This is a genomic window from Novosphingobium gossypii (assembly GCF_050433305.1).
In the GTDB taxonomy this organism is placed as follows: domain Bacteria; phylum Pseudomonadota; class Alphaproteobacteria; order Sphingomonadales; family Sphingomonadaceae; genus Novosphingobium; species Novosphingobium gossypii.
The window spans coordinates 173,630-199,228 of the sequence record NZ_JBNPXM010000003.1 but is presented as its reverse complement, the minus strand read 5'-3'; the positions used below and the strand labels follow the sequence as shown (position 1 = coordinate 199,228).

The window sequence follows — 25,599 nt, the reverse complement described above, 5'->3', positions numbered from 1 at the left end:
AACGCTGGCGGCATGACTTCCGCCGCGACTCCGATGATGGCGCAGTACCTGACGCTGCGCGAAGAGGCGGGCGACTGCCTGCTGTTCTACCGTATGGGCGACTTCTTCGAACTGTTCTTCGAGGATGCGAAAGTGGCCAGCCAGGTGCTGGATATCGCGCTGACGACGCGCGGTGAGCATCTGGGCCAGCCGATCCCGATGTGCGGCGTGCCGGTGCATGCCGCCGAAGGCTATCTGGCGCGTTTGATAAAGGCCGGTTGCCGCGTCGCCATCGCCGAGCAGACGGAAACCCCCGCCGAAGCGAAGAAGCGGGGCGGGTCCAAGGCGCTGGTGGCGCGCGGCATCGTGCGTTTCGTCACGGCTGGCACGCTGACCGAGGAATCGCTGCTGGAACCGCGCCGGGCCAATGTGCTGGCGGCGGCCTGCGAAGTGCGCGGTGTGGTGGGCATCGCCGCTTGCGATATCTCCACCGGCCGCATGGAGCTGGAGGAATGCGACCCGGACCGGCTGGCGGCGGCGCTGGCGCGCCTGGGCGCAAGCGAACTGGTGGTGCCCGACGGCTGGGACGCGGCGCCTGAAGCGGCGATCCGCCGATCCGCGCACGAATTTTCGTCCGACGGCGGCGATGGGCGGCTCAAGCTGGTTCATGGCGTGGCGACGCTGGACGGGTTCGGTGCCTTCACGCGGGCGATGCTGGCCGCGGCCGGAGGGCTGATCGCCTATCTAGACCATGTCGGGCGCGGTTCGCTGCCCCTGCTGCTTCCGCCCGAAGCGCGCGCCAGCGACGCGGCGCTGGCGATGGACGAGGCGACGCGCGCCAGTCTGGAAATCCTTGAGGCGTCGCAGGGTGGCCGTAAAGGCAGCCTTATCGACGCCATCGACCGCTGCGTGACCGGCGCCGGCGCGCGGCAGCTCGCCGAGGATCTGTCCGCCCCGCTGACCGACCGTATGGCGATTGCGGAACGGCTTGAGCTGGTGGAGTGGCTTCACGGCGATGCCCTGCTGCGCGAAGACATGCGCGCCGCGCTGCGGGCGCTGCCCGACGTCAGCCGCGCGCTGGGCCGCGTGGTGGCGGGACGCGGATCGCCGCGCGACCTTGGGCAGCTGCGCGATGGCCTGAGCGGCGCGCGCCGGATCGGCGACCGGCTGGTCGGGCGGGACGATCTGCCGGTTCTGCTGGAGCGGCTGCTGCCGGACCTTGGCGGCCACGGTGCGCTGGTCGATCACTTCGCCCGCGCGCTGGTGGAAACGCCGCCAACCGAACGCGGGCAGGGGGGCTATATTGCTTCCGGCTACGACGCCGCGCTGGACGAACTGCGCGTAATGTCGGGCAATGCCCGCCGCGCCATCGCCGCGCTCGAGGCCAAGTACCGCGAGGATACCGGCGTCGCCTCGCTCAAGATCAAGCACAACAACGTGCTGGGCTACTTCATCGAAGTGGCGCAGCGGCATTCCGACAAGCTGATGGAGCCGGAAAGCGGTTTCTCGCATCGCCAGACGATGGCAGGCGCCATGCGCTTCAATGCGCTGGCCCTGCACGAGGAAGCCGCGCGCATCACCGAGGCGGGCGGCCACGCACTCGCCGCCGAGGAGGCGCATTTCGAGGGGCTGGTGGCAGAGGCCATCGCCGCCCGGCGTGAAATCGCCCGCACCGCCGCCGCCCTTGCCCGGCTCGACGTTGCCGCCGGGCAGGCCGAGCGCGCGGCAGAAGGCAGCTGGACGCGGCCGCAGGTGGTGGACGGCCTCTCGCTGGAGATCGAAGGCGGGCGCCATCCGGTGGTCGAGGCTGCGCTGAAGGCACAGGGCGAACGCTTCGTAGCCAACGACTGCCGCCTTGCCAGCCATGACCGCCTATGGCTCATCGGCGGGCCCAACATGGGCGGTAAGTCCACCTTCCTGCGCCAGAACGCGCTGATCGTGCTGCTGGCGCAGGCGGGCGGGTTCGTGCCCGCGAAATCGGCGCGGATCGGCATGGTCGATCGCCTGTTCAGCCGCGTCGGCGCGTCCGACAATCTGGCGCGCGGGCGCTCTACCTTCATGGTGGAGATGGTGGAAACCGCCGCGATCCTGTCGCAGGCGGGAGAGCGCAGCTTCGTCATCCTTGACGAAGTGGGGCGCGGCACGTCCACCTATGACGGCCTTGCGCTGGCCTGGGCCGTGGCAGAGGCCGTGCACGGGACCAACCGCTGCCGCTGCCTGTTCGCCACGCACTACCACGAAATGGCGCGGCTGGCCGAGACCTGCGAGGCGCTGTCGCTCCACCACGTTCGCGCGCGGGAGTGGAAGGGCGATCTGGTGCTGCTGCATGAACTGGCGGAAGGGCCTGCCGATCGCAGCTATGGCCTTGCCGTGGCGCGCCTTGCCGGGGTGCCGCCCAAGGTCATCAGCCGCGCCAAGTCCGTGCTGGACAAGCTGGAAAAGGGCCGCGCGGAAACCGGCGGGCTGGCCGCGGGGCTGGGCGACCTGCCGCTGTTCGCCGCCGCGCAGGAAGTGCGCGAAGAAGCCTGCGACGCCCTGCGCGACAAACTGCGCGACATGGACATAGACGCGCTTTCGCCGCGCGACGCGCTGGAAGTGCTCTACGATCTCAAGCGCGAGGCGGGCACCGAACCTTAATCTTCTCGCTGTAGGGGGCGACCATGTTCGGACCCCGCCTTTCGCACGTCTTCAGAAGCCGCTGGCATGCCCTGATGTGGTCGGCGGGCATTCTCGCAACGGCCTACTGCTCCATCCCCGCTCCCGATGCCGATGACGGCATGGGGGCCGTGAGCAACAGTGATCAGGCCGCCGAAGCGGGGGAGGCGCAGCAGATCGTCAATGCATGGAGCGATGTCGGCCGCAGCAAGTAGGCGGGTTCAGGAATCGTCCTCGGAAAATTCGGGGTCGGCGGCGTTGTCCTTGCCGTAGCGACCTTCCAGATCGTCCATCGTCTCTTCGCCGTCGTAGGCAGACATGTCGATGGCGCCGCTGGTGTCCATCTGGTTCATGTGATCGACCAGATCCTGCACGTCGTCTTCGTCGCGGATGCCACCCTTGACCTTCTCGGTGTCGCCCAGGCGCTGCCCGGCAGCGGAGCGACCAATCGCCTCGTCGGTGATCGACTGGGCCTGATTGGCCTCGTCTTCCTGTTCGTCGTTGACGGTCTCGGGGGCGCGGTCTTCGGGGCGCTCGGTCATGCGAAATCTCCTTCACCGCCTCAACGGATCGGTGCCGACGCCGGTTCCCATGCAAGAAAGGCCGGAGCGGCGAACCGCTCCGGCCTTTCCGAAATGTACCCCCGGCGAACCGGAGGTGCCTGCCGTCCTTAACGGAAGAGCGACAGGAGCGTCTGCGGTGCCTGGTTGGCGATCGACAGAGCCTGCACACCCAGCTGCTGCTGGACCTGCAGGGCCTGAAGGTTCGCCGATTCCTTCGCGAGGTCGGCATCGACAAGGTTGCCGATACCCGTCGTGATCACGTCGTTCAGGTTGCTGTTGAAGCTGAGCTGACCTTCGATCTGACGCGAACCGGCGCCCAGTTCCGACAGGCTGGACTTCACGGCGTCGAAGAAGACGTCGAGAGTGTCGCCGAGGTCCGAAGCTGCTTCTGCAGCAACGGCCGAATCGGTGCCGGCCAGTGCGGTGATGGTGGCGTCATCCGCGGACGCGCCGAAGGCGTCCTCGGCAAGATCGGTGAAGCCCTGGTTGGCGACGGAGAGAGTGTCCCCCTCGATCGATTGCAGGGCGCTGACCTTACCGTCCGTAGCGGTGGTGGCAGCGCCGCCCTTCAGAAGGTTGGTGCCGTTGAAGTCCGAACCATCGATGACCGTGTTGATCTGCTTCTTGAGCGTGATCAGGTCCTTCGAGATTGCGGTGCGGCTTTCAACGTCGAGACCTTCGTCCGAAGCTTCGAGCGCCTTCGACTTCATCTGGTTGATGAGGTCGGAGACCTGCTCGGCACCGGCAACCGCCACGTCGGTGACGCTCTTGGCGTTGTTGAGCGAGGTGGTGACCGCGCCCAGCTTGCCAAGATCACCGCGCAGGGTCTGAGCGACGGTGTACTTCGCGGAGTCGTCCTTGGTGGATGCCACGTTCAGACCCGTGGTGATACGGCTCTGCACGGTTTCCATGGACTTGTTCGTCGCATTGAGGCTCTGGAGAGCTGCCATTGCGCCGCTGTTGGTGTTGACCGAAAACGCCATTTCCTTGTTCCCTTCTAGGTTACCGGCCGATTCTGCGGCCTCTTGCGATCCCGAAAGATCCGGGTGCAGTCTTATTCTAGGAGGAGTCGTTAAAGGATGGTTTCAGCCTGTGGAAAAACTATAAGCCGTCAGAACGGGAACAGGGCGTCGTAGATCTGCTGGCCCCAGCGTGCCTGCTGCGCGTCCGTCAGCTGGCCCCGTCCGCCATAGCTGATGCGGGCCTCGGCGATCTGGCTGTGGCGAATGGAATTGTCGCGGGCGATGTCTTCGGGCCGGATCACGCCAGAGACGACAAGTTCGCGCAGTTCGAAGTTGACGCGCACTTCCTGCTTGCCGCGAATGGCAAGGTTGCCGTTGGGCAGGACGCCGATGACGGTTGCGGCCACCGTCATGTTGATCTGTTCGGACCGGGCGGTATTGCCCACGCCCACCGCGCTCGACTTGGAATTGGTGCTGACGAGGTTCCCCGGGTCCGGGTTGCCGGGCAGGACTTTGCCGATCTGGCTTTCGAGGCCCAGCAGCGCAGCAATGCCGCCGCCTTCGCTGCCGTTGCGGGTGCGCGTGGTGCTGTTGGCGACTTGCGCATTGTCGGCGATGTTGATGCGGATGGTGACGATGTCACCCACCCGAGACGCGCGCTGATCGCGGAAGAAGGCGCCGCCGCCGGTACGGAACAGCGAAGCGCCGCGATCGGCGTCGGCCAGCTTCGGATCGCCGCCATCCGGAGTCGTGTCCGCGGTGGCGTGGTTGCCCAGCGAAGGTTCGATGCGGGGCGCGACGGGCGCGCCGGGATCGCTCATCTTCGGGGCCTTGCCCACGTTCTTGAGGCGGCCCACGGACCCGCAGCCCGCCAGCAGGCTGGCCGATACGAGGATGCAGGTCAGGGCGGCGAAAGGCTTGGTCATGGTAGTTCCTGCTTGGCGCGTCCTACTGGATGGCGATGCGCACTTCGCCGGTCGCGGCGGCGACCCCTTCGAGCGTGCGGCTGGTGGCAAGGTTGAGCACGCGCACCGGCTCGCCCTTGCCTGCATCCGCCAGCGCGCGGCCCGGCGAGGTGATGCGCATGGCGCCCGAGACGACCGCGATGGTCACGTTCTCTCCCCGGCGGACCAGCCGGGGCACGGCGACATCGGCTGCGCGCACGGGTGTGCCGGCAAGGATGCGGCGGGTGGTTTCCTGCCCGGCCGCCTCTGCAGGGCCCAGCGCGCCGCGCGCCACGGCTGGCGCGATGCGCGCCGTCTCGAAATCGGTGCGGGACAGCACTTCGCCGCGCTCCACCGTCCGCGCGAGCACGGGCGTGGTCTCGCCCGCCGGAGCGGCGGCCACCGCAAGGACAAGGAGCGCGCCCAGCATCAGACGGTCTGCGTCGAAGTCTGCAGCATCTCATCCGCAGTCTTGAGAACGCGGCTGTTCATCTCGTAGGCGCGCTGGGCGGTGATCAGCGAGGTGATCTCGGACACCGGGTTCACGTTCGACGCCTCGATGAAACCCTGGCTCAGCGTGCCGTAGCCGGGCTGTCCGGGGGTGGAGACGATCGGCTGGCCGGACGCCCCGGTCTCCTTGAACAGGTTGTCGCCCACCGCCGCCAGGCCCGCCTGGTTGATGAAGGTGGCAAGTTCCAGCTGGCCCACGGTCTGCATCTCGACCTGCCCGTCCAGCTTCACCTGCACTTCGCCGGTCTTGGAGACAGAGACGCTGACCGCGCCCTGCGGAATGGTGATGTCGGGTTGTACGCGGTAGCCGTCGGTGGTCACCAGTTCGCCCTGATCCGACAGCTGGAACGATCCGGCGCGGGTATAGGCAAGGTCGCCCGAGGGCAGCATGACCTGGAAATAGCCCTCGCCGTCGATCGCCATGTCGTACTGGTTGCCGGTGTTGGTCAGCGCGCCCTGTTCGGTGATGCGGTAGACGCCGCCGGTTTTCACGCCCGCGCCGATCTGGATGCCGGTGGGAACCTTGGTCCCGTCCGAACTGGTCGCGGCGCCGGGGCGGGCTTCCTGCTGGTATAGCAGGTCCTGGAACTCCGCCCGCTGGCGTTTGAAGCCGGTGGTGTTCATGTTGGCGATGTTGTTCGAGATGACGTCGACGTTGGTCTGCTGGGCCAGCATCCCGGTCGAGGCGATGGAAAGCGAACGCATGGGGCGGTATCCTTTGCGGGTTAACCCAGCTTGCTGAGGCGGCCGATGGCGCTGCGGCGCATGTCGGCAAGGTCGGACGAAAGCCGCTGGCTGACCTGATAGGAGCGCAGCACTTCGACCATGCGGGTGGTTTCGGAGATCGGCTCGACGTTGGACGCCTCCACCCCGCCGGTGCGCAGGCGGGTCTGGGCTGCGGTCATGACGGTGCCGCCGGTGCCGGTCAGCACGCCGTCGCCGCGAGCTTCCAGCATGTTCTCGTCGTTGAAGCCGGTCACGGCGAGGCGCCCGACCGGATCCTGTCCGGCCATCACGGTGCCGTCGCCGGTGATCGTCACCTGCCCCAGCTGATCGACCGGGATCGCGATCGGGCGGCCGTTCTCGTCCAGCAGGCGCTGGCCCCCCGAAGTCGCCAGTTCGCCGCTTTCCAGCACTTTGACGAAGCCCGCGCGGGTATAGCCTGTGGAGCCGTCGGGCATCTCTACGTTGAGGTAGCCAGGGCCGTCGATCATCACGTCCAGCGGGTTGCCGGTGGACTGGAACGCCCCTTGCGCGATGTCGTGGACGGCGCCGTAATCCAGCACGTAGGAGGTCTTGCGGGCGTCCTGTACGGGGGCGTCCTGCGCGTTCTCGACGTATTCGTGGAAGACGGCCTGTTCGCGCTTGTAGCCCGCGGTGGAGACGTTGGCCATGTTGTTCGCCGCCACGTCCAGCTGGCGGCGTAGCGCCTGTTCGTGGCTCAGGAGGACGAAGGAAGAGACGTCCATCGGCGGACCCTTGCAAAAATCTCGGTATAACCCGGCAAGGCGCACCCCGACCGGCCAACAATCCTATATATAGGAATGAAATCGCGCGCGCGGATGTGGGCGGGACTTTTTGACAAAGAGGTAGACCCAGTGAGCGACGACAGGGCCGACGATGCGCCGGTCGATGAAGCCGGAGCGAAGAAGAAGGGCGGCAAGGGCCGTCTGATCGCGATTGCCGTGCTGGTCGTCGGCGTCCTCGCGGGCGCGGGCGGCGTTTACTGGTACACCCAGCGCAGCGCCGGCCATGCCGGGGAAAAGCAGGCCGAGGCGCCCGCCGAAGAAGGCGGCGAAGGGGGAGAGGCATCGAAGGCCGATCCGTCCGCCTCCTACATCGAAGTGCCGCCGATGATGGTGAACCTGCGCGGCGGCGGGGCGCAGGCGAAGTTCGTCAAGGTGCGCTTCATCGTCGTCGCTGCCGACGGCAAGACCGAAGACGTCAAGGCCCGCTTGCCGGTGATCCTCGACGCGCTGCAACCGTTCCTGCGCGAACTGCGGCCCGACGACCTCAATGGGTCCGCCGCCGTGTTCCGCATCAAGGAAGAGATGCTCCGCCGCTGCACGGAGGCGCTCGGCAAGGGCATGGTGCGCGACGTGCTGATTCAGGATCTGATCCAGCAATGAATGGTGGCGTGAACGGGGGCGACGATCCGATCCGGCTGGCCGCCGTCGATGGGGAAGCGGTTCCCCGTCGCGGGCTGAAGGCGGTTCTGGAATCCAATGTCATCAACCACGAACGCCTGCCGATGCTGGAAGTCGTGTGCGAGCGGATGGTGCGCCTGTTCGCCACCTCCATGCGCAACCTGACGTCCGACGCCATCGAGGTGAACCTGGAGGCGATCACTTCGGTCCGCTTCGGCGACTACATGGACCGCCTGCCGCTGCCGGCGATGTTCGGCGTGTTCCAGGTCAAGCCCTGGGAAAGCTATGGCATTGTCATCGTCGATGCCGGGCTGATCTACGGCATTGTCGATGCGCTGCTGGGCGGGCGTGGCGGCATGCGCAGCCTGCCGCCGGAAGGGCGCACCTTCACCACCATCGAATCCAGCCTGGTATCGCGCGTGGTGCAGATGGCGCTGGACGATTTCGCCCGCGCGTTCGAGGAGATCGCGCCCGTCGCCATGGGGCTGGAGCGCATGGAAATGAGCCCGCGCTTCGCCGCCATCGCCGAGCCGAGCAACGCCGCCGCCGTCGCCAGCTACAGCGTCAGCATGGACGGGCGCGGAGGCACGTTCTCGGTTCTGCTGCCTTATGCCACGCTGGAGCCGGTGCGTGAAAAGCTGCTCCAGCGCTTCATGGGCGAAAAGGCCGGGCGCGACCGGATCTGGGCCGAGCACATGGCCAGCGAACTTTACAACACGCAGGTCACGCTGGACGTTGTGCTGGGCGAGAAGATCATGCCCCTGCGCGAAGTGCGCGGGCTGGAAGTGGGGCAGACCATCGCGCTCACCATCGGGCCGGACGACGCGTTGCAGGTTCATTGCGGCGGCGTGCCGCTGGGCCGTGCGCACATCGGCCAGCGTTCCAGCAACATCGCCATCCGCATGGCTACCGACATTGCCAAGGGGTATCCGAAATGACTGTAGCCACCGCGATCAACCTTGCCCTTGTCTTGATGTGCCTGCTTGTGATGGTGCAGGCGATCCGCATGGACCGCCGCATCCGGGCGCTGCGCGACGGCCATCTGGACCAGGCGGTGGAAAAGCTGGACCATGCGACGCAGCAGGCTCGCATCGTCCTGTCCGACCTGAAGCGCGTGCTGTCCACCGACGCCGCGGCGCAGGGCGAGATCATCCTGTCTGCCCGCGAAATGCGCGACGAGCTTTCGGTGATGGTGGGCGTCGGCAATTCGGTGGCCGAGCGTATCGTCGATGCCGCCGACAAGGCGCGCGCGGTGGAGGCCGGCGTGCGCCGCCGCTCCACCCGCTGGCGTGAAGAGGCCGATGCCGTGTTGCGTGCGGACGAGGCAACGCGCCTGGTGCCCGCCGCCCCGCAGGCCCCCGCAGTGGATGAGGCGCGCGATCTCAGCAGCATCGTCTTCGACCTGACGTCCAAGCGGGGCAACAGGGTCGCATGATCGGCGGCCTGACCCGCCCCACCCGGCTGATGCTGGGCGTCGCCGTGGCGGCGGCGGTGGCGAATGCCATTGCCTTTGCCGCATCTGCGGACATGCCCGACACCAGCCGGCTGGGCGTGTCGTTGCGCGAAGCGGCGGCACGGCGCGATACGACGACGGCGGCGGAAAAGCGCAGGCTCGACATGCGTGAACAGGCGGTGCGGGCCAGCGAGGCGCGGCTGGCCGGGCAGGTGAAGCAGCAGCAGGACCAGCAGGCTGCCGCCGCCAAGGTGGCGCAGGGCACGGGCGCGCCTTCGGTCCCCTACGACAATCTTGCGCGCATCTATCAGACGATGAAGCCCAATCGCGCCGGGCCGATCTTCGAGAAACTGGACATCGAGGTCCAGAAGGAAGTCGCCACCCGCATGCGCGAACGAGCGACGGCGCAGATCATGGCGAACATGTCGCCGGCGGGCGCAGTGGCGCTTTCCATGGCGCTTGCGGGGCGCAAGGTGGTGCCGGCGGCACCGATCGCAGCCGCCGGTCGGAAGCTGCGCCCCTGATGCATGTGGGAAAAGAGAGTCACATGGGCGGCAAAATTTGCCGCGTCAGTGGATAACTCTCATATAGGATTGATGGTTCCCGAAATATAGGAATAGATTCCGCTCTCATGGATGCCGGGCAAGGGGCCGGGTGTGCCATCGGGGTTCGCCATGTCGAAGATCACTGCCGCTCTCGAAGCCGCGGTTGCGGTTGTCAGTGCCAATACGCCGTCCGGCGGCGTGGCGCAGACCCGGCGCCAGCGCGCTGAAGTGGACCGCGCTTTCGCACGCATCCTCAAGCTGATCGCGCCGCGCATCCGACATTTCATCCGCCAGTACGGCCTTGCCGGGCACTGGGACGATGCCGAACAGTGCTGCGCCATCGCCGTCCACCGCGCGATCCAGGCCTACGAACCGGAAAAGGCGCAGTTCACGACGTTCGTGAACTGGCAGATCCGCGGCGAACTGCAGAGCCTGCGCTTCCGCGTCATGACTGACCAGCGCCCCTCTGCCCGCAAGGTGGAGGCGACCACCGTATCTCTCGACGCCATCGCTGGTGGCGAGGACGGCGAGGGACTGTCGATTTTGGCTGCCATCGCCGACGAGGACGCCCTGGGCCGCACCGAAGCAGGCGCGAGCGATTATCTTGCGCATTCCGCGATGAGCGCGCTGGCCGACAGCTATGTCGAACACATGCGCAATTCCGGCCTTGACCGCATCCGCCGCCGCGCCCAGCCGCGCAAGCTCACCCGTGCCGAACGGGCCGCCGGCGCGGTGGTGCAGCGCCGTCCGCAGGTGGACGCGGGCGAAGTCGGCGAACTGGAGCAGCGGCTGGAGCACAATCGACAGGTCGTCGAAGGGCGCCTGTTCGATATTGTGCCGCTCGATCCGAGCGACGATGAATCGGCGCGCGAACGCATGCGCCAGATCGCCAAGCGCGCAGCCAAGACCATGGGCGATCTCGCCGGGCTGGACCCGCGCTTTGCCCTGATGGCCGAATACCGGCAGGCGATGGCCGCGCACTGACGCCCGGCAGGATCGCCCGTCAGGCGGCGGGCACTGCGCCATTCTCGTTGGCAAGGCCGCCCATCACCGTGCGGTTCACGTTGATCAGTTCATCGATGGTGTCGCGCCCGGTGATGACGAGCGAGGTGTAGCGGTCCACCCACAAGCCGAGCGAGATGATCCCGGCGCGCAGTTCGGCGGGCAGGGCGTTGGCGGAATCGGCGCAGAGCGCGCTGAACGTGCCCCAGACCTGCCGGTTGCGGTGCAGCGCCGCCGCCAGCTTCACCCCGGTCAGACCCGCATCGCGGGCGGCGATCATCTCACCGGTGACCTCGCTCATCAGCCGGTATTCGGTGCTGCGGGGCGTGGAGGCGACTTTCTGCGCGCGGACATAGGCATTGACGGACATGAAGGCTCCGGCGTGGAAGAGACTGGGGGTGTCGCCCCTGTCATATAGGACACTTGCAGCCCCCCCGGTCGTAAGGGCGGGAAATCGGGCGAAAATTGCGCGATCCGCTCCGGCAGGCGGCTCGCCGTCCTATAATTCAGCAACGGTCCCGCGCAGGCGGGCGGAACTTTCGCGGACTTTCCATGCTCAACATCATCGGCCTCGTCGTCATCCTGCTGTGCGTTTTCGGCAGCTTCCTGATGTCGGGGGGGAGCATGGGGGTGATCTTCCACGCCCTGCCGCACGAAATGCTGGCCATTGGCGGCGCTGCGCTGGGTGCCTTCGTGCTGGGCAATTCGATGACCACGCTGAAAAAGGCGGGCAAGGGCATCGCCCGCGTCTTCAAGGGCGAGCGGTGGAAGGAAGCCGATTATCGCGATCTGCTGGCGCTGCTCTATTCGCTGCTGGCGACGTTCCGCAAGGGCGGCGCCAACGCTATCGAGCCGCATCTGGATACCCCTTCGGAAAGCGCGATCTTCTCGAAATATCCGCGTCTGCTGGCCGACCACGAACTGGTCGAGTTCATCTGCGACTACCTGCGCATGATGACCGTCAACTTCGAGGATCCGCACCAGCTGGCAGAAGCGATGGAGGGCGACATGGAGCGCCACCATCACGAGGAACTCGGCCCCCAGCACGCGATTCAGATGATGGCGGACGGTCTGCCCGCGATCGGCATCGTCGCGGCGGTTCTGGGCGTCATCAAGACCATGAGCTCGATCGACCAGCCCACCGAAGTGCTGGGAGCGATGATCGGCGGCGCGCTGGTCGGCACGTTCCTGGGCGTGCTGCTAGCCTACTGCCTGGTCGGCCCGATCGCGCAGAAGCTGCAACAGATCATCGATGCGGACTTCAAGCCCTATACCCTCGTGAAGACGGCGATCATCGGCCATGCGCAGGAACAGCCGACCGAAATCGCCATCGAACTGGCCCGCCGCATGACGCCGTCGAACTACGCCCCCAGCTTCCAGGAGATGGAGACGGCGCTGGAGGCGGTGAAGGAACAGCTCAATGCCGTTCCGGCCTGACGGGCACTAGGCCATGGCCACGAAAGGCAACGACAAGCGCCCCATCGTCATCCGCAAGGTCAAGAAGGTGGTCGGCGGCGGCCATCACGGCGGCGCGTGGAAAGTAGCCTACGCCGACTTCGTGACCGCGATGATGGCTTTCTTCATGCTGCTGTGGCTGCTCGCCAATCCGGACGAAGTGCAGTTGAAGGGGCTCGCTGAATATTTTTCCGCCGACGCCGAGAAGGCCAACCCCGCGACGACCCTTACCACCAAGCCGGGCGCCCAGCCGGGTGACGGCGGGCACGGGCGCAACAACCAGTCAGACAAGCAGGAAGTCAGCGGCCAGCCTGCGGTGGAAGCCGGTACGGCGGGGGTTTCGCGCGGCGGGACCGCCGATGTGCCCGAAGCCTCGCTGCGGGTCATGGCGCAGGAGATGCAGGTCGCGCTCGAACCGCCGATGGACGACCAGACGAAGGAATCGGTCGATGTGCGGCCCAGTCGCGAAGGGATGCGCATCCACCTCGTCGACAATGCGCAGCGCTCGATGTTCAAGGGCAGCACTGCCCAGCTGAACGACTTCGCGCGCGGTATGCTGACGCGGGCAGCGAAGAAGCTGGTGGGCATCGACGCGCGCATCGCCATCGAAGGCCATACCGACGGCAGCGGCGGCGACAGCGAGGCCAACTGGCAGCTTTCCGCCCAGCGTGCGCTGGCCGCGCGCGCCGCGATGGTGGCTGCCGGGCTGCCTGCCGACCGCTTTTCCGAAGTCGTCGCCAAGGCGGGGACGGAGCCGGTCTATCCCGACCAGCCCGACCGGCCGGAAAACCGTCGCATCACCATCGTCGTCATGGCGCAGTCCGGCGCTCTGCCGCACGATGCCAGCTTCAAGTTCTGAAGGGGAAGGCGCGTGATAAAGCGCATCGTTGTCGGCGTGGTCGCGGTCGTTGCCGGGCTTGGCGTGGGCGCGGGCGGCGCCTGGGGGGCGCTGCACTTCTTCCCGCAGTACCTTACCGGCCACGCACCCAAAGCGCGGAAGGCGGCGACCGAGTTCGTGCCCCCGGTGGAGATACTTGCGCCGCTGGTTTTCGCCGACGGACGCCTTTCGGGATATGCCCGGTTCGAGGTGCAACTGGAAGTGACCAAGGGCGAGACCGAGGATGTCGGCGCCAAATTGCCGCTGTTGATGAATGCGGTGAACCTGCGAACCTACCGCACCCCGCTCGCCAGTGGGCCGGACGGGCTGGTGCCGGGTCTGGAGCAGTTCCGCCGCGTGGTCATGGACGCGGCGCGCGAGGTCTATGGCAAGGACGTGGTGCGCAGCGTGGCGGTGACGCAGGCCGCACCGGCGTGACATTGCACCCCGTCGTCCCGGACCTGATCCGGTTTGCGCCGACTGGGCTTCGACAGGCTCAGCCTGAGCGGAGTCAGAAATTTAAGCTCGCTCCGCTCACCGTGAGCTTGTCGAAGGGTCACGGCTGAACTGGCCAAAGCTCCACCGGCGGCAGCCGCCCGCCCGCTACCCGAAACTCTTCACCAGTGATCCAGCCACAAGAGCCCAGCCGTCCACCAGCACGAAGAAGATGATCTTCATCGGCAGCGAAATGGTGGCGGGCGGCAGCATCATCATGCCCATCGCCATCAGCACCGCCGCCACCGCCAGGTCGATCACCAGAAACGGCAACAGCAGCAGGAAGCCGATCTCGAACGCGCGGCGCAGTTCGGAGATCATGAAGGCGGGCATCAGCGTCGTCATCGGCAGTTCGGCGCGGCTTTTCGGCACTTTTCCGGAGAGGCCGACGAACAGCTTCACGTCGTCGTCGCGCACCTGTTTCAGCATGAAGGCGTGAAACGGACGGCTGGCGCGCGACAGGGCCTCTGTCTCGTTGATCTGGCCGGCGTTGTAGGGTTCCATGCCCTGCTTCCACGCCGCGTCGAAGGTGGGCGCCATGACGAAGAAGCTGAGGAACAGCGCCAGCGAGATGACGATCGGATTGGGCGGCACGCCCTGCACGCCCAGCCCCGATCGCAGCAGCGACAGCGCCACGACGATGCGGGTGAACGACGTGATCGTCATCAGGATGCCCGGCGCAAGGCTGAGCACCGTGAGCATCATCACCAGTTGCAGCACACGCCCCGACATGGTGCCGCCGCCGGCCAAGGCGCTGGCCGCCGTGCCGCCTGCCGCCTGCGCCATCGCGGCGGCAGGCAGGGCAAGGACCATCAGGGCGCCCACAAACGCGAGGGCGCGCCTGCCCGCGATGCTGCCGAACAATTTCGCCATCAGTGCAGTTCCGGCCTTGCCGGTTCCTGCGTGAACCAGATGTCCGGCAGCACCGGGATTCGTTCGGCGAAGGAGGGCGGGGCGTCTTCCGTCCGGGCCACCGGCGCTTCCGGTTCGGCTTCACGCGGTTGCGCAACTTCGGGCGCGCCGGCCTGCACTGCTGCGCTATCCAGCACCGTTACCCCTTCGGGACCGATCAGCACGCTGAATTCGGTATCGTCGCGGCGCAGCAGTACCACCGAGCGGCGCTGGTCGATCGCCAGCCGTTCCACCACCTGCAACCGCCGCTGCGGTCCGGTGGTGCCGATCCGCTCCAGCCACTTGCGCGGCAGGGTCAGGTCGTAGCGCTTCACCGCCCACAATGCGCAGACCAGCATGCCGAGCACCAGCAGCAGTGCGCCCAGCGTGCGCAGCAGGGAGAACGCGTCCAATTCAGCGCTCCGCCTGCACCACGCGGGTGATTTCCAGCGACATCGTCTCGCCGTTGACCAGGATGCGGCCCTCTGCGACCAGCCGGTCGTTGACGTAGACGCGCGTGGGATCGTCCTGTCCGCAATCGAGCGGGATCATCGCGCCGCGGCTCATCTTCAGCACTTGCCGGATCGGCACGCTGGTGGAACCCAGCACGATCTGCAGGTCGATGGGAATGCCTTCGAGGACGGACACCGCACGTCTCCTTTCATCCGCAGCTTTATAGGGGAAAAAGTTATAGGAGTAGTGCGACACTAGGAAAAAGTTGCCTATAAGGTCGGTAGGGCAGTTGGGGACGTAAGCGTGGCGGAACTGGGCAATTCCATCGATGTATCGGCATCCGGCCTGCGCGCGCAGGCGCTGCGGATGCGCGTCATCGCCGAGAACCTTGCGAACTCGGATTCCATCGCAACCACGACGGAGGGCGATCCCTATCGCCGCCGCGTTGCCACTTTCGCTGCCGAGGTTGACCGCAATACCGGCGCCACGCAGGTTTCCGTGAAATCCATCGAGGCCGACAAGAGCGCCTTCGGTCGCATCTACCAACCCGGCAACCCCGTCGCCGACGCGCAAGGGTATGTCGAGCAGCCCAACGTCAATCCGCTGGTCGAGGCTGCGGACATGAAGGCGGCGCAGCGGTCCTACGAGGCCAACCTCAACGCCATCGAAGCGGCGCGCGGCATGACCATGCGCACCGTGGACCTGCTGAAGTAAGGGCGACCCCGCGATGTCGATCGGCTCCCTTGACGGACTTTCCGCCTACGCCCGCGCGGCGCGGACCACCAATCCGCTGTCCGATATCGGGCAGAAGAGCGGCGGGCTGGCGCCGTCGGGCGGGCTCGCGCCCAGCGGCGGCGGCTTCGGCTCGATGGTCGAGAGCATGGTCTCGCAGACCGGCGACGCATTGCGCAACGCCGAGACGCAGAGCATCAAACAGATCGGCGGCAAGGGCGACCTCATCGATGTCGTCACTGCCATCGGTGCGGCGGAAACCGCGCTGGACACCGTGGTCGCGGTGCGCGACCGGGTCGTTTCGGCCTATTCCGACATCATGAAGATGCAGATCTAGCATGAAGCGCTGCGGTACTGCCCGCCGGACGCCATGACCGCCGCTGACGCCATCGAGATGGCCCGCGCCGCGCTGGTGCTGATGCTCACCATCGCCGGGCCGATGCTTATCGCGGCGCTGATCGTCGGCGTCGTCATCGGCCTGCTGCAGGCGCTGACGCAGGTTCAGGAAATGACGCTGACTTTCGTGCCCAAGCTGCTGGTGCTGGGCGTGGTCATGCTGCTCAGCCTGCCGATGATCGGGCATGCGCTGGGCAACTTCATGGACCGCGTGGCCGACGCCATCGTCGCGCACTGATCTCATGAACGCGATCGACCTGGCCACGCTGCTGCGGCTGCCGATCGATACGGCGGCCTTCCTGCTGCTGTTCTGCCGGGTGGGCACCGTGGTCATGCTGCTGCCCGCCTTCTCGGATGACGGGATGCCGATGCAGATCCGGCTGGTCATGGCGTTGGGCTTCACCTTCGGCATGTACGGCATGCTGGAAGGGCGCGTCATGCCTGCCCTTCATTCGCAAATGTCCATGCCGCTGCTGGTGATCGGCGAAGTCATGGTCGGGTTGGCGCTGGGAATGATCGTGCGGATCATGTTCAGCGCCGCCGCCATCGCCGGAAGCCTCGCCTCGCAACAGGTCGGACTGTCATCGGCGCTGGTGGTCGATGCGGCGATGGGCGGGCAGGTGCCGATGCTTGCACGCTTCATCGGCGTCGGCGCGACAGTCGTATGCATGGCGACGGGCGTTCACCATCTGTGGATCGCCTCCATCTTCAAGTCCTACGCCAGCTTCCCGGTCGGCGGGCTGCCGCCAGCGGCCGATTTCGCGCACCTTGCGGTCTCGGTGACGGGGCAGGCGACCGCGCTGGGCCTCAGCCTGTGCGCGCCGCTGATCCTCTACGGCATGCTGTTCAATCTTGGGCAGGGGCTGGCGGCGCGGGTGGCGCCCTCGATCCAGGTGTTCTTCATCATGCAGCCGGCCAACCTGCTGCTGGGCCTGTCGGTGCTGGCGATGACGCTGGGGGCGATGCTGACCGCCTTCGCCCGCGCCATGGCCACCTTCATGCAGAGCGGCTGGACCCTCTGACATGGCGGACGACGCGCCCGACAAGGACCAGCGCACCCACGAACCCACGGCCAAGAAGCTGGAGGACGCCCGTAAGCGCGGCGAGGTGGCGATTGCGCCGGAAGTCCGCCACGCGACGATGATGGCGGGCGCTGTGGCCGTCATCGGCTGGCTGGGGCTGAGCGCCTTGCAGCGGCTGGGCACGATGCTCAAGCGGCTTTGGGGCAGCGCCGAGGACTTCACCCTCGATCCGGACGGCGCGCAGAACCTCGCAACCGGCGTGGCCTGGCATACGCTGGTGTCGCTGCTGCCGATCTTCGCGGTGCTGACGGCAGCGGCGGTGGGCACGGTGTTCCTGCAGGGCCGCGCCACCATGAGCTGGGCGCGGCTGGCTCCCAAGTGGTCCAAGCTGTCGCCGGCCAGCGGCTTCAACCGCCTGTTCGGCACGCGGGCGCTGGTGGAGTTCACCAAGACGCTGGCCAAGATCGGTGCCATTGGGCTGGTGGTGTGGATGGTGCTCGCCCCCCGGATGCAGGGCGTGGACGGGCTGGTCGGCCGATCGCCCGGCGCGGTCGGCGCCGCGGCGGGCGGGCTGGCCTTCGAGGCGCTGCGCGCGGTGGCCTTGCTGGTAGCGGCGCTGGCGCTGTTCGACTTCCTGTGGCAGCGGCGCAGCTTTCTGCAGCGCATGCGCATGACCCTTCAGGAAGTGAAGGACGAGCACAAGCAGAGCGACGGCGACCCCAAGATCAAGGCCAAGATCCGCCAGATCCAGATGCAGCGATCGCGCCGGCGGATGATGGCGGCGGTGCCGACCGCCAGCGTTATCGTGACGAATCCGACCCACTACGCCGTCGCCCTGAAATACGAGCACGGCGTCAGCGGCGCGCCCACGGTGGTGGCCAAGGGCGTGGATGCGGTCGCCCTGCGGATACGCGAAGTCGCCGCCGAGGCAGGCGTGCAGGTCCTCGAAAACCCACCGCTGGCGCGCGCGCTGTTCGCTGCGGTGGAGATCGACCACCCCATCCCGATCGAGCATTACGCCGCCGTGGCAGAGATCATCGGCTACGTCATGCGCCTTGCGAAGAAGGCCGGACGATAGCCGAAATCGGATCGATTACTTGCTGCTTTGCACAAGTTTGATCCGTTACAGTGGTTTGCCCTGACCAAAATCAAGGTTGGCAGGGCCGAGGTTCCCGTATAACAGAACTCCCAAAGTCGGGAGATTCATGGGTTTTGTCCTGTGTTTCGCAACCGGCGCGGGGATACCAGGATACCATTCGGTCTGATAGACCTCCTGCCGTACCTCCGGCAGAGAGGGTTGTCGAAAGCAAGGCAAGGGCAAACATGGCAGAAACAGAGGGCGTAAGGCGGCGCGATTTCATCAATATTGCCGCAGTCAGCGCGGCAGGCGTTGCAGGGATCGGGATCGTCGTACCACTGGTGAGCCAGATGTCGGCCTCTGCCGACGTGCTCGCGGCATCTTCCACCGAAATCGATATTTCCGCGATCCAGCCGGGTCAGGCGATCAAGGCCATCTTCCGCAAGCAGCCGGTCTTCGTGCGCAACCTGACTCCCAAGGAAATCGCCGAGGCCAACGCCGTTGACGTCGGTTCCTTGCGCGATCCCCAGACGCTGGAGGAACGCACCAAGGAGGGCAAGGAGAACTGGCTCATCACCATGGGTGTCTGCACCCATCTGGGCTGTGTGCCGCTGGGCGCCGGCGAAGGTGAGGTGAAGGGCGAGTTCGGCGGCTATTTCTGCCCCTGCCACGGATCTTCCTACGACACCGCCGCCCGTATCCGTAAAGGCCCCGCGCCCAAGAACCTCGAGGTTCCGGAGTACGAATTCAGCTCCGACACCGTCGTCAAGATCGGCTGAGCCCGGAAAGAGAGAGGATCAGAAAAATGAGCTTTCCCTGGGCACAGGAATATACCCCCAGCCACCCCTTCATGAAGTGGATGGACGAACGGCTGCCGATCCCGCGCCTCGTCTTCAACGCCGTGGGCGGCGGGTACGAGGTTCCGCGCAACCTCAACTACTTCTGGAATTTCGGTTTCCTCGCGGGGCTGTGCCTCGTGCTGCAGATCGTCACCGGCATCGTCATGGCCATGCACTATGCGGCCAACACTGCCGTGGCCTTCGACACCATCGAAATGACGGTGCGCGACGTGAACTGGGGCTGGCTGATGCGCTATGCGCACGCCAATGGCGCCTCGGCCTTCTTCGTCGTCATCTACATCCACATCTTCCGCGGCTTCTACTACGGTTCGTACAAGGCGCCGCGTGAAATGGTGTGGCTGCTGGGCGTGGTGATCTTCCTGCTGATGATGGCCACCGCCTTCATGGGCTACGTGCTTCCTTGGGGCCAGATGAGCTTCTGGGGCGCTAAGGTCATCACCGGCCTGTTCGGCGCGATCCCCTTCGTGGGCGAACCGTTGCAGCAGTGGCTGCTGGGCGGCTTCGCGCCTGACAACGCCGCGCTCAACCGCTTCTTCTCGCTGCACTACCTGCTGCCCTTCGTGATCCTGGGCGTGGTGATCCTGCACATCTGGGCGCTGCACATTCCCGGTTCCTCGAACCCGACCGGCGTCGAGGTGAAGTCCAGCTCGGACACGGTGCCGTTCTACCCCTACTTCGTCGCCAAGGACGGCTGGGCGATCGGCGTCTTCGCCATCCTGTTCGCGATCGCGGTGTTCTATTTCCCGAACGCGCTAGGCCACCCGGACAACTACATCCCGGCCAACCCGATGAGCACGCCCGCGCACATCGTGCCGGAATGGTACTTCTGGCCGTTCTACGCCATCCTTCGCGCCTTCACGCAGGACTTCTTCTTCATCCCGGCCAAGCTGATGGGCGTCCTCGCCATGTTCGGCGCGATCCTGGTGTGGTTCTTCCTGCCCTGGCTGGACCGGTCGCCGGTGCGTTCGGGCAATTACCGCCCGCTCTACCGCAAGTTCTTCCTGTTCGGCCTGATCCCGGCGATGGCGGTGCTGTTCTACTGCGGCGGTGCCCCGGCGGAAGAGCCCTACGTGATGTTCAGCCAACTCGCGGCGCTCTATTACTTCGCTCACTTCCTGATCATCATCCCGATCGTCTCGGCCATCGAGAAGCCGCTGCCGCTGCCGTATTCCATCACGGAATCGGTGCTCGGCGCGGATGAGGGAGCGCAGCTGCGCCCGGCGCATGGCGCCACCGAAGCCGTCCACCCCGACGCCGCTCCGGCTGTCTGATCCAGCACGAACGAAAGACGAAAGACATGGCACGCATTCTCTCGATCCTCGTCGGGCTGTTCTTCACGGTCGCGCTGGCGTGGTCGTTCGGCAAGGGCGCCTACACGCAGATCACCGAGCCGCCCGCCGCCACGGCAGAGCACGAGTTCCACCTGCACCCCAAGGAACTGCACCTCGCCAGCGACGGACCCTTCGGCAAGTTCGACAAGCAGCAACTGCAGCGCGGCTTCCAGATCTACAAGGAAGTCTGTTCGGCCTGCCACTCGCTCAGCCACGTCGCCTTCCGCGATCTGGCGGCGCTGGGGTACTCCGAAGGCCAGGTGAAGGCCATCGCGGCGGGCTTCCAGGTGCCGGGCACCGATCCCAACACCGGGGAGGCGAACACCCGTCCCGGCCAGCCGACGGACTATTTCCCCAAGCCGTTCGCCAACGACATCGCCGCACGCGCTGCCAACAACAACGCGATCCCGCCGGACCTTTCGCTGATGACCAAGGCGCGTCACGACGGCCCGGCCTACGTCTACTCGCTGATCACCGGCTACCGTGCCCAGCCTGCGGAACTTCTCAAAGAGTTCCCGGATGCCAAGACGCCGCAGGGACTGCACTACAACCCCTACTTCGCGAACCTGAACCTGGCGATGGCGCCACCGCTGACCGGCGACGGGCAGGTGGAATACAGCCCCGGCAACCCCAAGCCCACTGTCGACCAGATGGCAAAGGATGTTTCGGCGTTCCTTGTCTGGACCGCCGAGCCGAAGCTGGAAAAGCGCAATCAGACGGGCTTTGCCGTGGTGCTGTTCCTGATCTTCGCGACTGTGCTGGGCTACATGTCCTACCGCAACATCTGGGCGGGCAAGAAGCACTGATTGGTAAGCGCTGGCCCCGTAAGCGCTGACGGGGCGGCAATACCCTGCTAAGGGCCACGACGCCCCGCCATCCTCGGTGATGGCGGGGCGTTTCGTTCTAGTGGACCGGAGAATACCTTAGTGACCGTCGAAGACCTGCGCCTGCTGGTGCGCACGATCCCCGACTTCCCCAAGCCCGGGATCCTGTTCCGCGATGTGACCACGCTGATCGGCAACGGTCCCGGCTTCGCGGCAGCGGTCGGTCACATGGCGGAGCGGGCAGAAGCGGCAGGCGCCGAGGTGATCGCCGGGATAGAGGCACGCGGCTTCGTGTTCGGGGCGGCGATGGCGGCGCGCATGAGCCTGCCCTTCGTCCCCGTGCGCAAGCCCGGCAAGCTCCCCGTGCCGGTCCTGGCGATCGACTATGCGCTGGAATACGGCACCGACACGCTTGAAGTCGATCCCGGCGCGGTGCCCGACGGTGCCAGAGTGGTCCTCGTCGATGACCTCATCGCCACCGGCGGGACCGCCTTGGCGGCTGCAGAACTGCTGCGCCGGGCAGGAGGAATAGTCACGCAGGCGCTCTTCGCGATCGACCTTCCCGAACTTGGCGGCGCCCGGCGGCTGCGCGACGCAGGGATCGCAACCGATGCGCTGATGGCATTCGAAGGGCACTGACCGCAAAAAGAGCGAAGATCTTGCAAGACAAGCGTTGACGCACGTGCCCCCGCCGTGGCAAGCGCCACGCACGACGCAGCCGGACGTTACCATCCGGCTGTCATCCGTGGCTCGATGAGCGGGTATAGCTTAGTGGTAAAGCTCCAGCCTTCCAAGCTGGCTATGCGGGTTCGATTCCCGCTACCCGCTCCAAGCCTTCTCAACCTTTCTCGAACGATGCATGGGGAATCAGTTCGCCAGTGGCCGCAGCAACTCGACCATGCGCCGTGCACATCGCTCGGGATCATGCCGGGCGAGCACGCGGGCGCGCGCCCTGGTTCCCATCGCGATAAGCTCCTCGGGCCAGGCGTTCAGCGCCTGTTCGAGCGCATCTTCCAGCGCGTCGATGCAGCCTGACGGAACCAGCCAGCCGACTTGCTCATCAACAAGTTCCGGAATCCCGGCGACCGCCGTTGCAATCACCGGCCGGCCAAGCGCCATCGCCTCCATCAGGACCACTGGCAGGCCTTCCGCAAAGCTGGGCAGGACCAGCGCGCGTGCGTAAGCCAGCGCATCGCGCACTGCTTTGGGGCTGGCCCAGCCGTGCAGGATCACGGAGCTGCGTAACCCCAGCCGTTCGATTTGAGCCTCTATCATCGCCCCGTCCTCCCCACCGCCGATCAAGTCGAGGCGGATCGTGCGCCGTGCCGCGACCCGTGCGATCGCCTCGAGTAGCAGGGGAACGCCTTTCTGGGCGCTGAGCCGGGCGACGCAGACGAAGCGCGAGGGATCGACAGGTTCGCGCAGGCCGTCGTCGAGATCGGCAAAGAATGCGGGATCCGGCGCGCAGGGCACTACATGGATGCGCTGCCAGTGGTCGGGATGCGACCATCGCATGAGCTGCCCACGCCCGAAGCTGGAAACGCCGACTACGAAGGCTGCCTCGGCGATCTTGCCGGGCAGATCCAGCGTGCGCGACGCATCAAACTCGTCGGGGCCATGTGCGGTGAAGCTGTAGGTCACACGGGTCAGCCGCGCCACCAGCCGGGCCACCATCGCCGGGTTGGTTCCGAAATGCGCGTGCAGGTGCCGGACCCCGGCGATCTCCATGCGGCTGGCCAGCAGAGCTGCTTCCGCGAAGTAGGCGCAAGCCCGTATGCGGTTGCCGCCCCCCGCCGTCCGCCAAGCCAGTACCAGCGCGCGCAGCGCTGCCGCAGGACGGTGGGCGAAGCGCCCCAAGACTGCTCGCAACAGCGCACTACGATTCTCTAGCAGGCTGGTGGTAAGGGCCTCTTCCTCCTTGCCTGCGGCATCGTCCGCGCCTTCCCCGGCGCGTCTTACGGTGAAGCGGTGGACGGTGATGCCTTGCCGCTCCAGGGCGCCGATCTCAGTCTGGATGAAGCTGTGGCTGGTTTTCGGATAGACGTTGCTGAGATAGGCCACCGCAGGCCGGACGCGCGGGGCTGTGCCCGTGTCGATATCGGTGCGGCTGCACGCGGGCGTAACCGCGCGGCGCCCGAAAGCCTGCGGCAGCTCATGAGCATGTCGGAAAGCGTCTGTCATCGGGTGCATTATGCTCGTCCCACAGGCAGGTGGCATTGCACCTTTTCCTTGGGAGATTTCGCCGGTGAAGGGGCAGAGCGTGATCGCCCGGATGCCGCGCAGCGGATGAGCGTGCGATCTATTTGGCCTCATTGCGGGAGATCCATCTTGCCGGTGCCGACCACCACGCTTTCTTATGGGTGGCACGAGTGTGGGAACCGTGCGCGAGTGGAAGGGGGCGCGGCGTGATGGTCTTGCCCCGTGCAAGGTTCTGTCTGGGGGCATGCCTGGCACTGCTGGCCCTCGCAATAGTTCCGGCGCGCCACCCCGTGGCAAGTCCGATGCCGCGTTTTGTGGCGCAGCCGACATCGGCAGGCCACCTGTTTTCAGGCCGGTCAGGCGCGATCGATGCGCGCCTGCAACTGCCTCCGGATGACGAGCAGGCAGAACTGGCCCGCACGTTCAACGCGCAGGTTCCCCTTACCCCGGGTCGGCTCATTGCGGCTCAACCGTTCTTTTTGCGCAAGCCGGCGCAAGACTTCGCCCGCGCCACCGATTGCCTAGCCGCAGCGGGATATTACGAGGCGGGGATGGGCATGGCAGACCAGCGCGCCGTGGCACAGGTCATCCTTAACCGTGTGCGTCACGCGGCCTTTCCAGCCACGATCTGCGGCGTGGTGTTCCAGGGCTCGGACCGACGCACGGGGTGTCAGTTCACCTTTACGTGCGACGGCTCGCTGCTGCGCCGCACACCGTCACCGGCAGCCTGGCAGCAGGCGCGTCGCATGGCAGCGGCAATGCTTCTTGGCGGCGTCGATCCCAGGGTCGGACTGGCGACGCACTATCACACCGACTGGGTCAGTCCGGCGTGGGACCGGGCGATGGACAAGATCGCGGTGGTCAGGACTCATCTTTTCTACCGCTGGCGCGGATTCCAGCCGTTCAGGATGCCCCAATCGGGCGCGGAGCCCGACGTGGCGCTGCTCGCTGCGCTTTCGCCCGCTCACGCCTTGCCAGGACCGACGGAGGCCGACTTGCAGCAGTCCGGAGCCCCGGCATTGGCTTTGCCCTCCTCTCCGGCCCGGCCGGCAGCCGCGATCCCCCGGGATGGAACGGGTGGCCAAGTTGCCTCGCAGGCATTGGCGGCGGCTCAGGTATTCCTCGTCACGCTTCCCGCGAGTGGTTCGCCGGCAAGCTTCCAGGCACTGGCCGAGCGGCAGTGTGCAGGGGTCAACCCGTGCCGGCTTATCGGCTGGACCGATCCGGCTCGCACGCCTCGTGCCCTGCCTATGCCCGGCAGTGCAGTGGACACGATCGCCTTCATCTACGAGCGACGTAACCTGACGGCGATTCCGAGGGTTCGCTGGGATTGCGCTCTGTTCGCACCGGACGCTGCGGACGACTGTATCTGATCGACTGAACACGGCGGCATACTTGTTTCGGCACGATGGCGGCCCAGGAGCAGTCTGCTCCTGCTTCGGCAACAAGCACTTTGCCTCGCCCGGCCGTTTCGTTAAGATGGTGCCTCGCGGAACAATCCCGCCGCATCGTAATGGCGACTTGAGTAGATGATTGAATTCAAAGACGTGTCCAAGGTCTACGAGTTGCGTGGCATGCACAAGACCGTCTTCAGCAACGTGTCGTTCACGATCCCCCGAGGGGAAAGCATCGGCATATGCGGCGCGAACGGTGCCGGCAAATCTACCCTGATGAGGCTGATCTCCGGGGTGGAATACCCGACAACCGGCTCCGTTCACAAAACCATGAGCACCTCATGGCCAATCGGTTACTCCAGCAGCTTCGACGGCAAGCTGACCGGTGCCGACAATGCGCGCTTCATTGCCCGCATCTATCAGCAGGACGAGCAGCGGGTGCTGGACTACGTGGAGGATTTCGCGCAGTTGGGGCCGTTCTTCCATCAACCTGTCATGACATACTCCGCCGGCATGTCCGCCCGACTGGCGTTCGGGGTGTCGCTGGCGGTGCGCTTCGATTGTTACCTGATCGACGAGGTTACGGCAGCGGGCGATGCGCGGTTTCGCCAGCGCTGCGAGGATGCCCTGAACGAACGGCGCGAGAACGGCACGATTATCATGATCTCGCACGATCCATACACCCTGCAGCACTACTGCCAGCGAGGCGCGGTGCTGTTCGGAGGCAATCTGACCTTTTACGACACCGTGGCCGAAGCGTGCGAGGTCCATCATGCGCTTCAGATGCGTGTCGCCTGAACGCCATGATGCCGCGGGTAAAATGGCCCCTGTT

General features: G+C 65.9%; 32 protein-coding genes and 1 tRNA gene. 22 read left to right on the top strand and 11 right to left on the bottom strand.

Annotated elements, in window-relative coordinates; all coding sequences use genetic code 11:
- Nucleotides 1-12 precede the first annotated feature (12 nt).
- Both mutS and GGR40_RS08460 read left to right on the top strand, forming a co-directional pair.
- A complete protein-coding gene (gene mutS, locus GGR40_RS08465) occupies nucleotides 13-2,616 on the top strand; it encodes a DNA mismatch repair protein MutS (protein WP_429275786.1) in 2,604 nt (867 codons plus the stop codon).
- 23 nt (nucleotides 2,617-2,639) lie between these two features.
- The gene (locus GGR40_RS08460) at nucleotides 2,640-2,849 is read left to right on the top strand and encodes a hypothetical protein (protein ID WP_429275785.1); all 210 of its coding nucleotides are present in this window, start codon (nucleotides 2,640-2,642) and stop codon (nucleotides 2,847-2,849) included.
- Nucleotides 2,850-2,855: 6 nt separating this feature from the next.
- Here GGR40_RS08460 and GGR40_RS08455 read toward each other — a convergent pair whose 3' ends face one another.
- From GGR40_RS08455 to GGR40_RS08430, 6 genes are all read right to left on the bottom strand, one after another.
- Entirely contained in the window at nucleotides 2,856-3,176 is a 321-nt protein-coding gene (locus GGR40_RS08455) for a hypothetical protein (protein WP_429275784.1), read from the bottom strand.
- A gap of 128 nt (nucleotides 3,177-3,304) precedes the next feature.
- Nucleotides 3,305-4,180 carry a flagellin gene (locus tag GGR40_RS08450; protein WP_429275783.1) on the bottom strand — a complete coding sequence of 292 codons (876 nt, stop codon included), beginning with the start codon at nucleotides 4,178-4,180 and terminating at the stop codon, nucleotides 3,305-3,307.
- A 128-nt stretch (nucleotides 4,181-4,308) separates the two neighbouring features.
- A complete protein-coding gene (gene flgH / locus GGR40_RS08445; protein ID WP_429275782.1) occupies nucleotides 4,309-5,085 on the bottom strand; it encodes a flagellar basal body L-ring protein FlgH in 777 nt (258 codons plus the stop codon).
- 22 nt (nucleotides 5,086-5,107) lie between these two features.
- Complete coding sequence (gene flgA, locus GGR40_RS08440; RefSeq protein ID WP_429275781.1) at nucleotides 5,108-5,533, bottom strand: flagellar basal body P-ring formation chaperone FlgA; 426 nt, start codon at nucleotides 5,531-5,533, stop codon at nucleotides 5,108-5,110.
- Nucleotides 5,533-6,318 carry a flagellar basal-body rod protein FlgG gene (gene flgG, locus GGR40_RS08435; protein WP_429275780.1) on the bottom strand — a complete coding sequence of 262 codons (786 nt, stop codon included), beginning with the start codon at nucleotides 6,316-6,318 and terminating at the stop codon, nucleotides 5,533-5,535. Before flgG ends, flgA begins: the two co-directional genes overlap by 1 nt.
- Nucleotides 6,319-6,338: 20 nt before the next feature.
- The gene (locus tag GGR40_RS08430) at nucleotides 6,339-7,082 is read right to left on the bottom strand and encodes a flagellar hook-basal body complex protein (RefSeq protein ID WP_429275779.1); all 744 of its coding nucleotides are present in this window, start codon (nucleotides 7,080-7,082) and stop codon (nucleotides 6,339-6,341) included.
- Between the two features lie 129 nt (nucleotides 7,083-7,211).
- Between GGR40_RS08430 and GGR40_RS08425 the strand changes: the two genes are divergently transcribed.
- From GGR40_RS08425 to GGR40_RS08405, 5 genes are all read left to right on the top strand, one after another.
- Nucleotides 7,212-7,742, top strand: coding sequence for a flagellar basal body-associated FliL family protein (locus tag GGR40_RS08425; RefSeq protein ID WP_429275778.1), 531 nt, complete (start codon nucleotides 7,212-7,214; stop codon nucleotides 7,740-7,742).
- Nucleotides 7,739-8,698: a flagellar motor switch protein FliM gene (gene fliM / locus GGR40_RS08420; RefSeq protein WP_429275777.1), complete on the top strand. Its 960-nt coding sequence runs from the start codon at nucleotides 7,739-7,741 to the stop codon at nucleotides 8,696-8,698. Before GGR40_RS08425 ends, fliM begins: the two co-directional genes overlap by 4 nt.
- The gene (locus GGR40_RS08415; RefSeq protein ID WP_429275776.1) at nucleotides 8,695-9,195 is read left to right on the top strand and encodes a DUF6468 domain-containing protein; all 501 of its coding nucleotides are present in this window, start codon (nucleotides 8,695-8,697) and stop codon (nucleotides 9,193-9,195) included. The genes fliM and GGR40_RS08415 overlap by 4 nt, the downstream gene beginning before the upstream one ends.
- Nucleotides 9,192-9,737: a MotE family protein gene (locus tag GGR40_RS08410; RefSeq protein ID WP_429275775.1), complete on the top strand. Its 546-nt coding sequence runs from the start codon at nucleotides 9,192-9,194 to the stop codon at nucleotides 9,735-9,737. The genes GGR40_RS08415 and GGR40_RS08410 overlap by 4 nt, the downstream gene beginning before the upstream one ends.
- 150 nt (nucleotides 9,738-9,887) lie before the next feature.
- Nucleotides 9,888-10,742: a sigma-70 family RNA polymerase sigma factor gene (locus GGR40_RS08405; protein ID WP_429275774.1), complete on the top strand. Its 855-nt coding sequence runs from the start codon at nucleotides 9,888-9,890 to the stop codon at nucleotides 10,740-10,742.
- A gap of 19 nt (nucleotides 10,743-10,761) precedes the next feature.
- Here GGR40_RS08405 and flaF read toward each other — a convergent pair whose 3' ends face one another.
- Nucleotides 10,762-11,130 (bottom strand): flagellar biosynthesis regulator FlaF, encoded by a 369-nt coding sequence (gene flaF / locus GGR40_RS08400; RefSeq protein WP_429275773.1) that lies wholly within the window; start codon nucleotides 11,128-11,130, stop codon nucleotides 10,762-10,764.
- Nucleotides 11,131-11,312: 182 nt separating this feature from the next.
- Here flaF and motA point away from each other — a divergent pair, with 182 nt between their 5' ends.
- The 3 genes from motA to GGR40_RS08385 are packed head-to-tail and all read left to right on the top strand — an operon-like array spanning nucleotide 11,313 to nucleotide 13,530.
- On the top strand, nucleotides 11,313-12,197 hold the full coding sequence (motA, locus tag GGR40_RS08395) for a flagellar motor stator protein MotA (RefSeq protein ID WP_429275772.1): 885 nt from the start codon (nucleotides 11,313-11,315) through the stop codon (nucleotides 12,195-12,197).
- A gap of 13 nt (nucleotides 12,198-12,210) precedes the next feature.
- Complete coding sequence (locus GGR40_RS08390; RefSeq protein ID WP_429275771.1) at nucleotides 12,211-13,074, top strand: flagellar motor protein MotB; 864 nt, start codon at nucleotides 12,211-12,213, stop codon at nucleotides 13,072-13,074.
- Between the two features lie 12 nt (nucleotides 13,075-13,086).
- Nucleotides 13,087-13,530 carry a hypothetical protein gene (locus GGR40_RS08385; RefSeq protein ID WP_429275770.1) on the top strand — a complete coding sequence of 148 codons (444 nt, stop codon included), beginning with the start codon at nucleotides 13,087-13,089 and terminating at the stop codon, nucleotides 13,528-13,530.
- Nucleotides 13,531-13,695: 165 nt separating this feature from the next.
- Here the strand turns inward: GGR40_RS08385 and fliP are convergent, their stop codons facing one another.
- From fliP to GGR40_RS08370, 3 genes are read right to left on the bottom strand one after another with little or no spacing between them, the layout of a single operon-like run.
- A complete protein-coding gene (fliP, locus tag GGR40_RS08380; RefSeq protein ID WP_429275769.1) occupies nucleotides 13,696-14,460 on the bottom strand; it encodes a flagellar type III secretion system pore protein FliP in 765 nt (254 codons plus the stop codon).
- The gene (locus tag GGR40_RS08375) at nucleotides 14,460-14,891 is read right to left on the bottom strand and encodes a FliO/MopB family protein (protein ID WP_429275768.1); all 432 of its coding nucleotides are present in this window, start codon (nucleotides 14,889-14,891) and stop codon (nucleotides 14,460-14,462) included. Before GGR40_RS08375 ends, fliP begins: the two co-directional genes overlap by 1 nt.
- 1 nt (nucleotide 14,892) lies before the next feature.
- Nucleotides 14,893-15,126 (bottom strand): FliM/FliN family flagellar motor switch protein, encoded by a 234-nt coding sequence (locus GGR40_RS08370; RefSeq protein WP_429275767.1) that lies wholly within the window; start codon nucleotides 15,124-15,126, stop codon nucleotides 14,893-14,895.
- A 108-nt stretch (nucleotides 15,127-15,234) separates the two neighbouring features.
- Here GGR40_RS08370 and flgC point away from each other — a divergent pair, with 108 nt between their 5' ends.
- From flgC to GGR40_RS08320, 10 genes are all read left to right on the top strand, one after another.
- Nucleotides 15,235-15,645: a flagellar basal body rod protein FlgC gene (gene flgC, locus GGR40_RS08365; RefSeq protein WP_429275766.1), complete on the top strand. Its 411-nt coding sequence runs from the start codon at nucleotides 15,235-15,237 to the stop codon at nucleotides 15,643-15,645.
- A 13-nt stretch (nucleotides 15,646-15,658) separates the two neighbouring features.
- Nucleotides 15,659-16,000 carry a flagellar hook-basal body complex protein FliE gene (locus GGR40_RS08360; RefSeq protein ID WP_429275765.1) on the top strand — a complete coding sequence of 114 codons (342 nt, stop codon included), beginning with the start codon at nucleotides 15,659-15,661 and terminating at the stop codon, nucleotides 15,998-16,000.
- 33 nt (nucleotides 16,001-16,033) lie between these two features.
- Nucleotides 16,034-16,297 carry a flagellar biosynthetic protein FliQ gene (locus tag GGR40_RS08355; RefSeq protein WP_429275764.1) on the top strand — a complete coding sequence of 88 codons (264 nt, stop codon included), beginning with the start codon at nucleotides 16,034-16,036 and terminating at the stop codon, nucleotides 16,295-16,297.
- A 4-nt stretch (nucleotides 16,298-16,301) separates the two neighbouring features.
- Nucleotides 16,302-17,081, top strand: coding sequence for a flagellar biosynthetic protein FliR (locus GGR40_RS08350; RefSeq protein WP_429275763.1), 780 nt, complete (start codon nucleotides 16,302-16,304; stop codon nucleotides 17,079-17,081).
- A 1-nt stretch (nucleotide 17,082) separates the two neighbouring features.
- Entirely contained in the window at nucleotides 17,083-18,159 is a 1,077-nt protein-coding gene (gene flhB / locus GGR40_RS08345; RefSeq protein ID WP_429275762.1) for a flagellar biosynthesis protein FlhB, read from the top strand.
- Nucleotides 18,160-18,404: 245 nt separating this feature from the next.
- Nucleotides 18,405-18,938, top strand: coding sequence for a ubiquinol-cytochrome c reductase iron-sulfur subunit (petA, locus tag GGR40_RS08340; protein WP_429275761.1), 534 nt, complete (start codon nucleotides 18,405-18,407; stop codon nucleotides 18,936-18,938).
- 26 nt (nucleotides 18,939-18,964) lie between these two features.
- Nucleotides 18,965-20,290, top strand: a complete 1,326-nt coding sequence (locus tag GGR40_RS08335) for a cytochrome b (RefSeq protein ID WP_429275760.1) — start codon at nucleotides 18,965-18,967, stop codon at nucleotides 20,288-20,290.
- A gap of 26 nt (nucleotides 20,291-20,316) precedes the next feature.
- Nucleotides 20,317-21,156, top strand: coding sequence for a cytochrome c1 (locus GGR40_RS08330; protein WP_429275759.1), 840 nt, complete (start codon nucleotides 20,317-20,319; stop codon nucleotides 21,154-21,156).
- Between the two features lie 120 nt (nucleotides 21,157-21,276).
- Nucleotides 21,277-21,813: an adenine phosphoribosyltransferase gene (locus tag GGR40_RS08325; protein ID WP_429275758.1), complete on the top strand. Its 537-nt coding sequence runs from the start codon at nucleotides 21,277-21,279 to the stop codon at nucleotides 21,811-21,813.
- A 118-nt stretch (nucleotides 21,814-21,931) separates the two neighbouring features.
- Nucleotides 21,932-22,005: transfer RNA gene (locus tag GGR40_RS08320), tRNA-Gly, on the top strand.
- A 36-nt stretch (nucleotides 22,006-22,041) separates the two neighbouring features.
- Here the strand turns inward: GGR40_RS08320 and GGR40_RS08315 are convergent.
- Nucleotides 22,042-23,355 (bottom strand): glycosyltransferase, encoded by a 1,314-nt coding sequence (locus GGR40_RS08315; RefSeq protein WP_429275757.1) that lies wholly within the window; start codon nucleotides 23,353-23,355, stop codon nucleotides 22,042-22,044.
- 320 nt (nucleotides 23,356-23,675) lie between these two features.
- On the opposite strand from GGR40_RS08315, the gene GGR40_RS08310 reads away from it, so the two are divergent.
- Both GGR40_RS08310 and GGR40_RS08305 read left to right on the top strand, forming a co-directional pair.
- Nucleotides 23,676-24,746: a cell wall hydrolase gene (locus tag GGR40_RS08310; RefSeq protein ID WP_429275756.1), complete on the top strand. Its 1,071-nt coding sequence runs from the start codon at nucleotides 23,676-23,678 to the stop codon at nucleotides 24,744-24,746.
- A 156-nt stretch (nucleotides 24,747-24,902) separates the two neighbouring features.
- Nucleotides 24,903-25,565 (top strand): ABC transporter ATP-binding protein, encoded by a 663-nt coding sequence (locus tag GGR40_RS08305; RefSeq protein ID WP_429275755.1) that lies wholly within the window; start codon nucleotides 24,903-24,905, stop codon nucleotides 25,563-25,565.
- The last annotated feature ends 34 nt before the right edge of the window (nucleotides 25,566-25,599 follow it).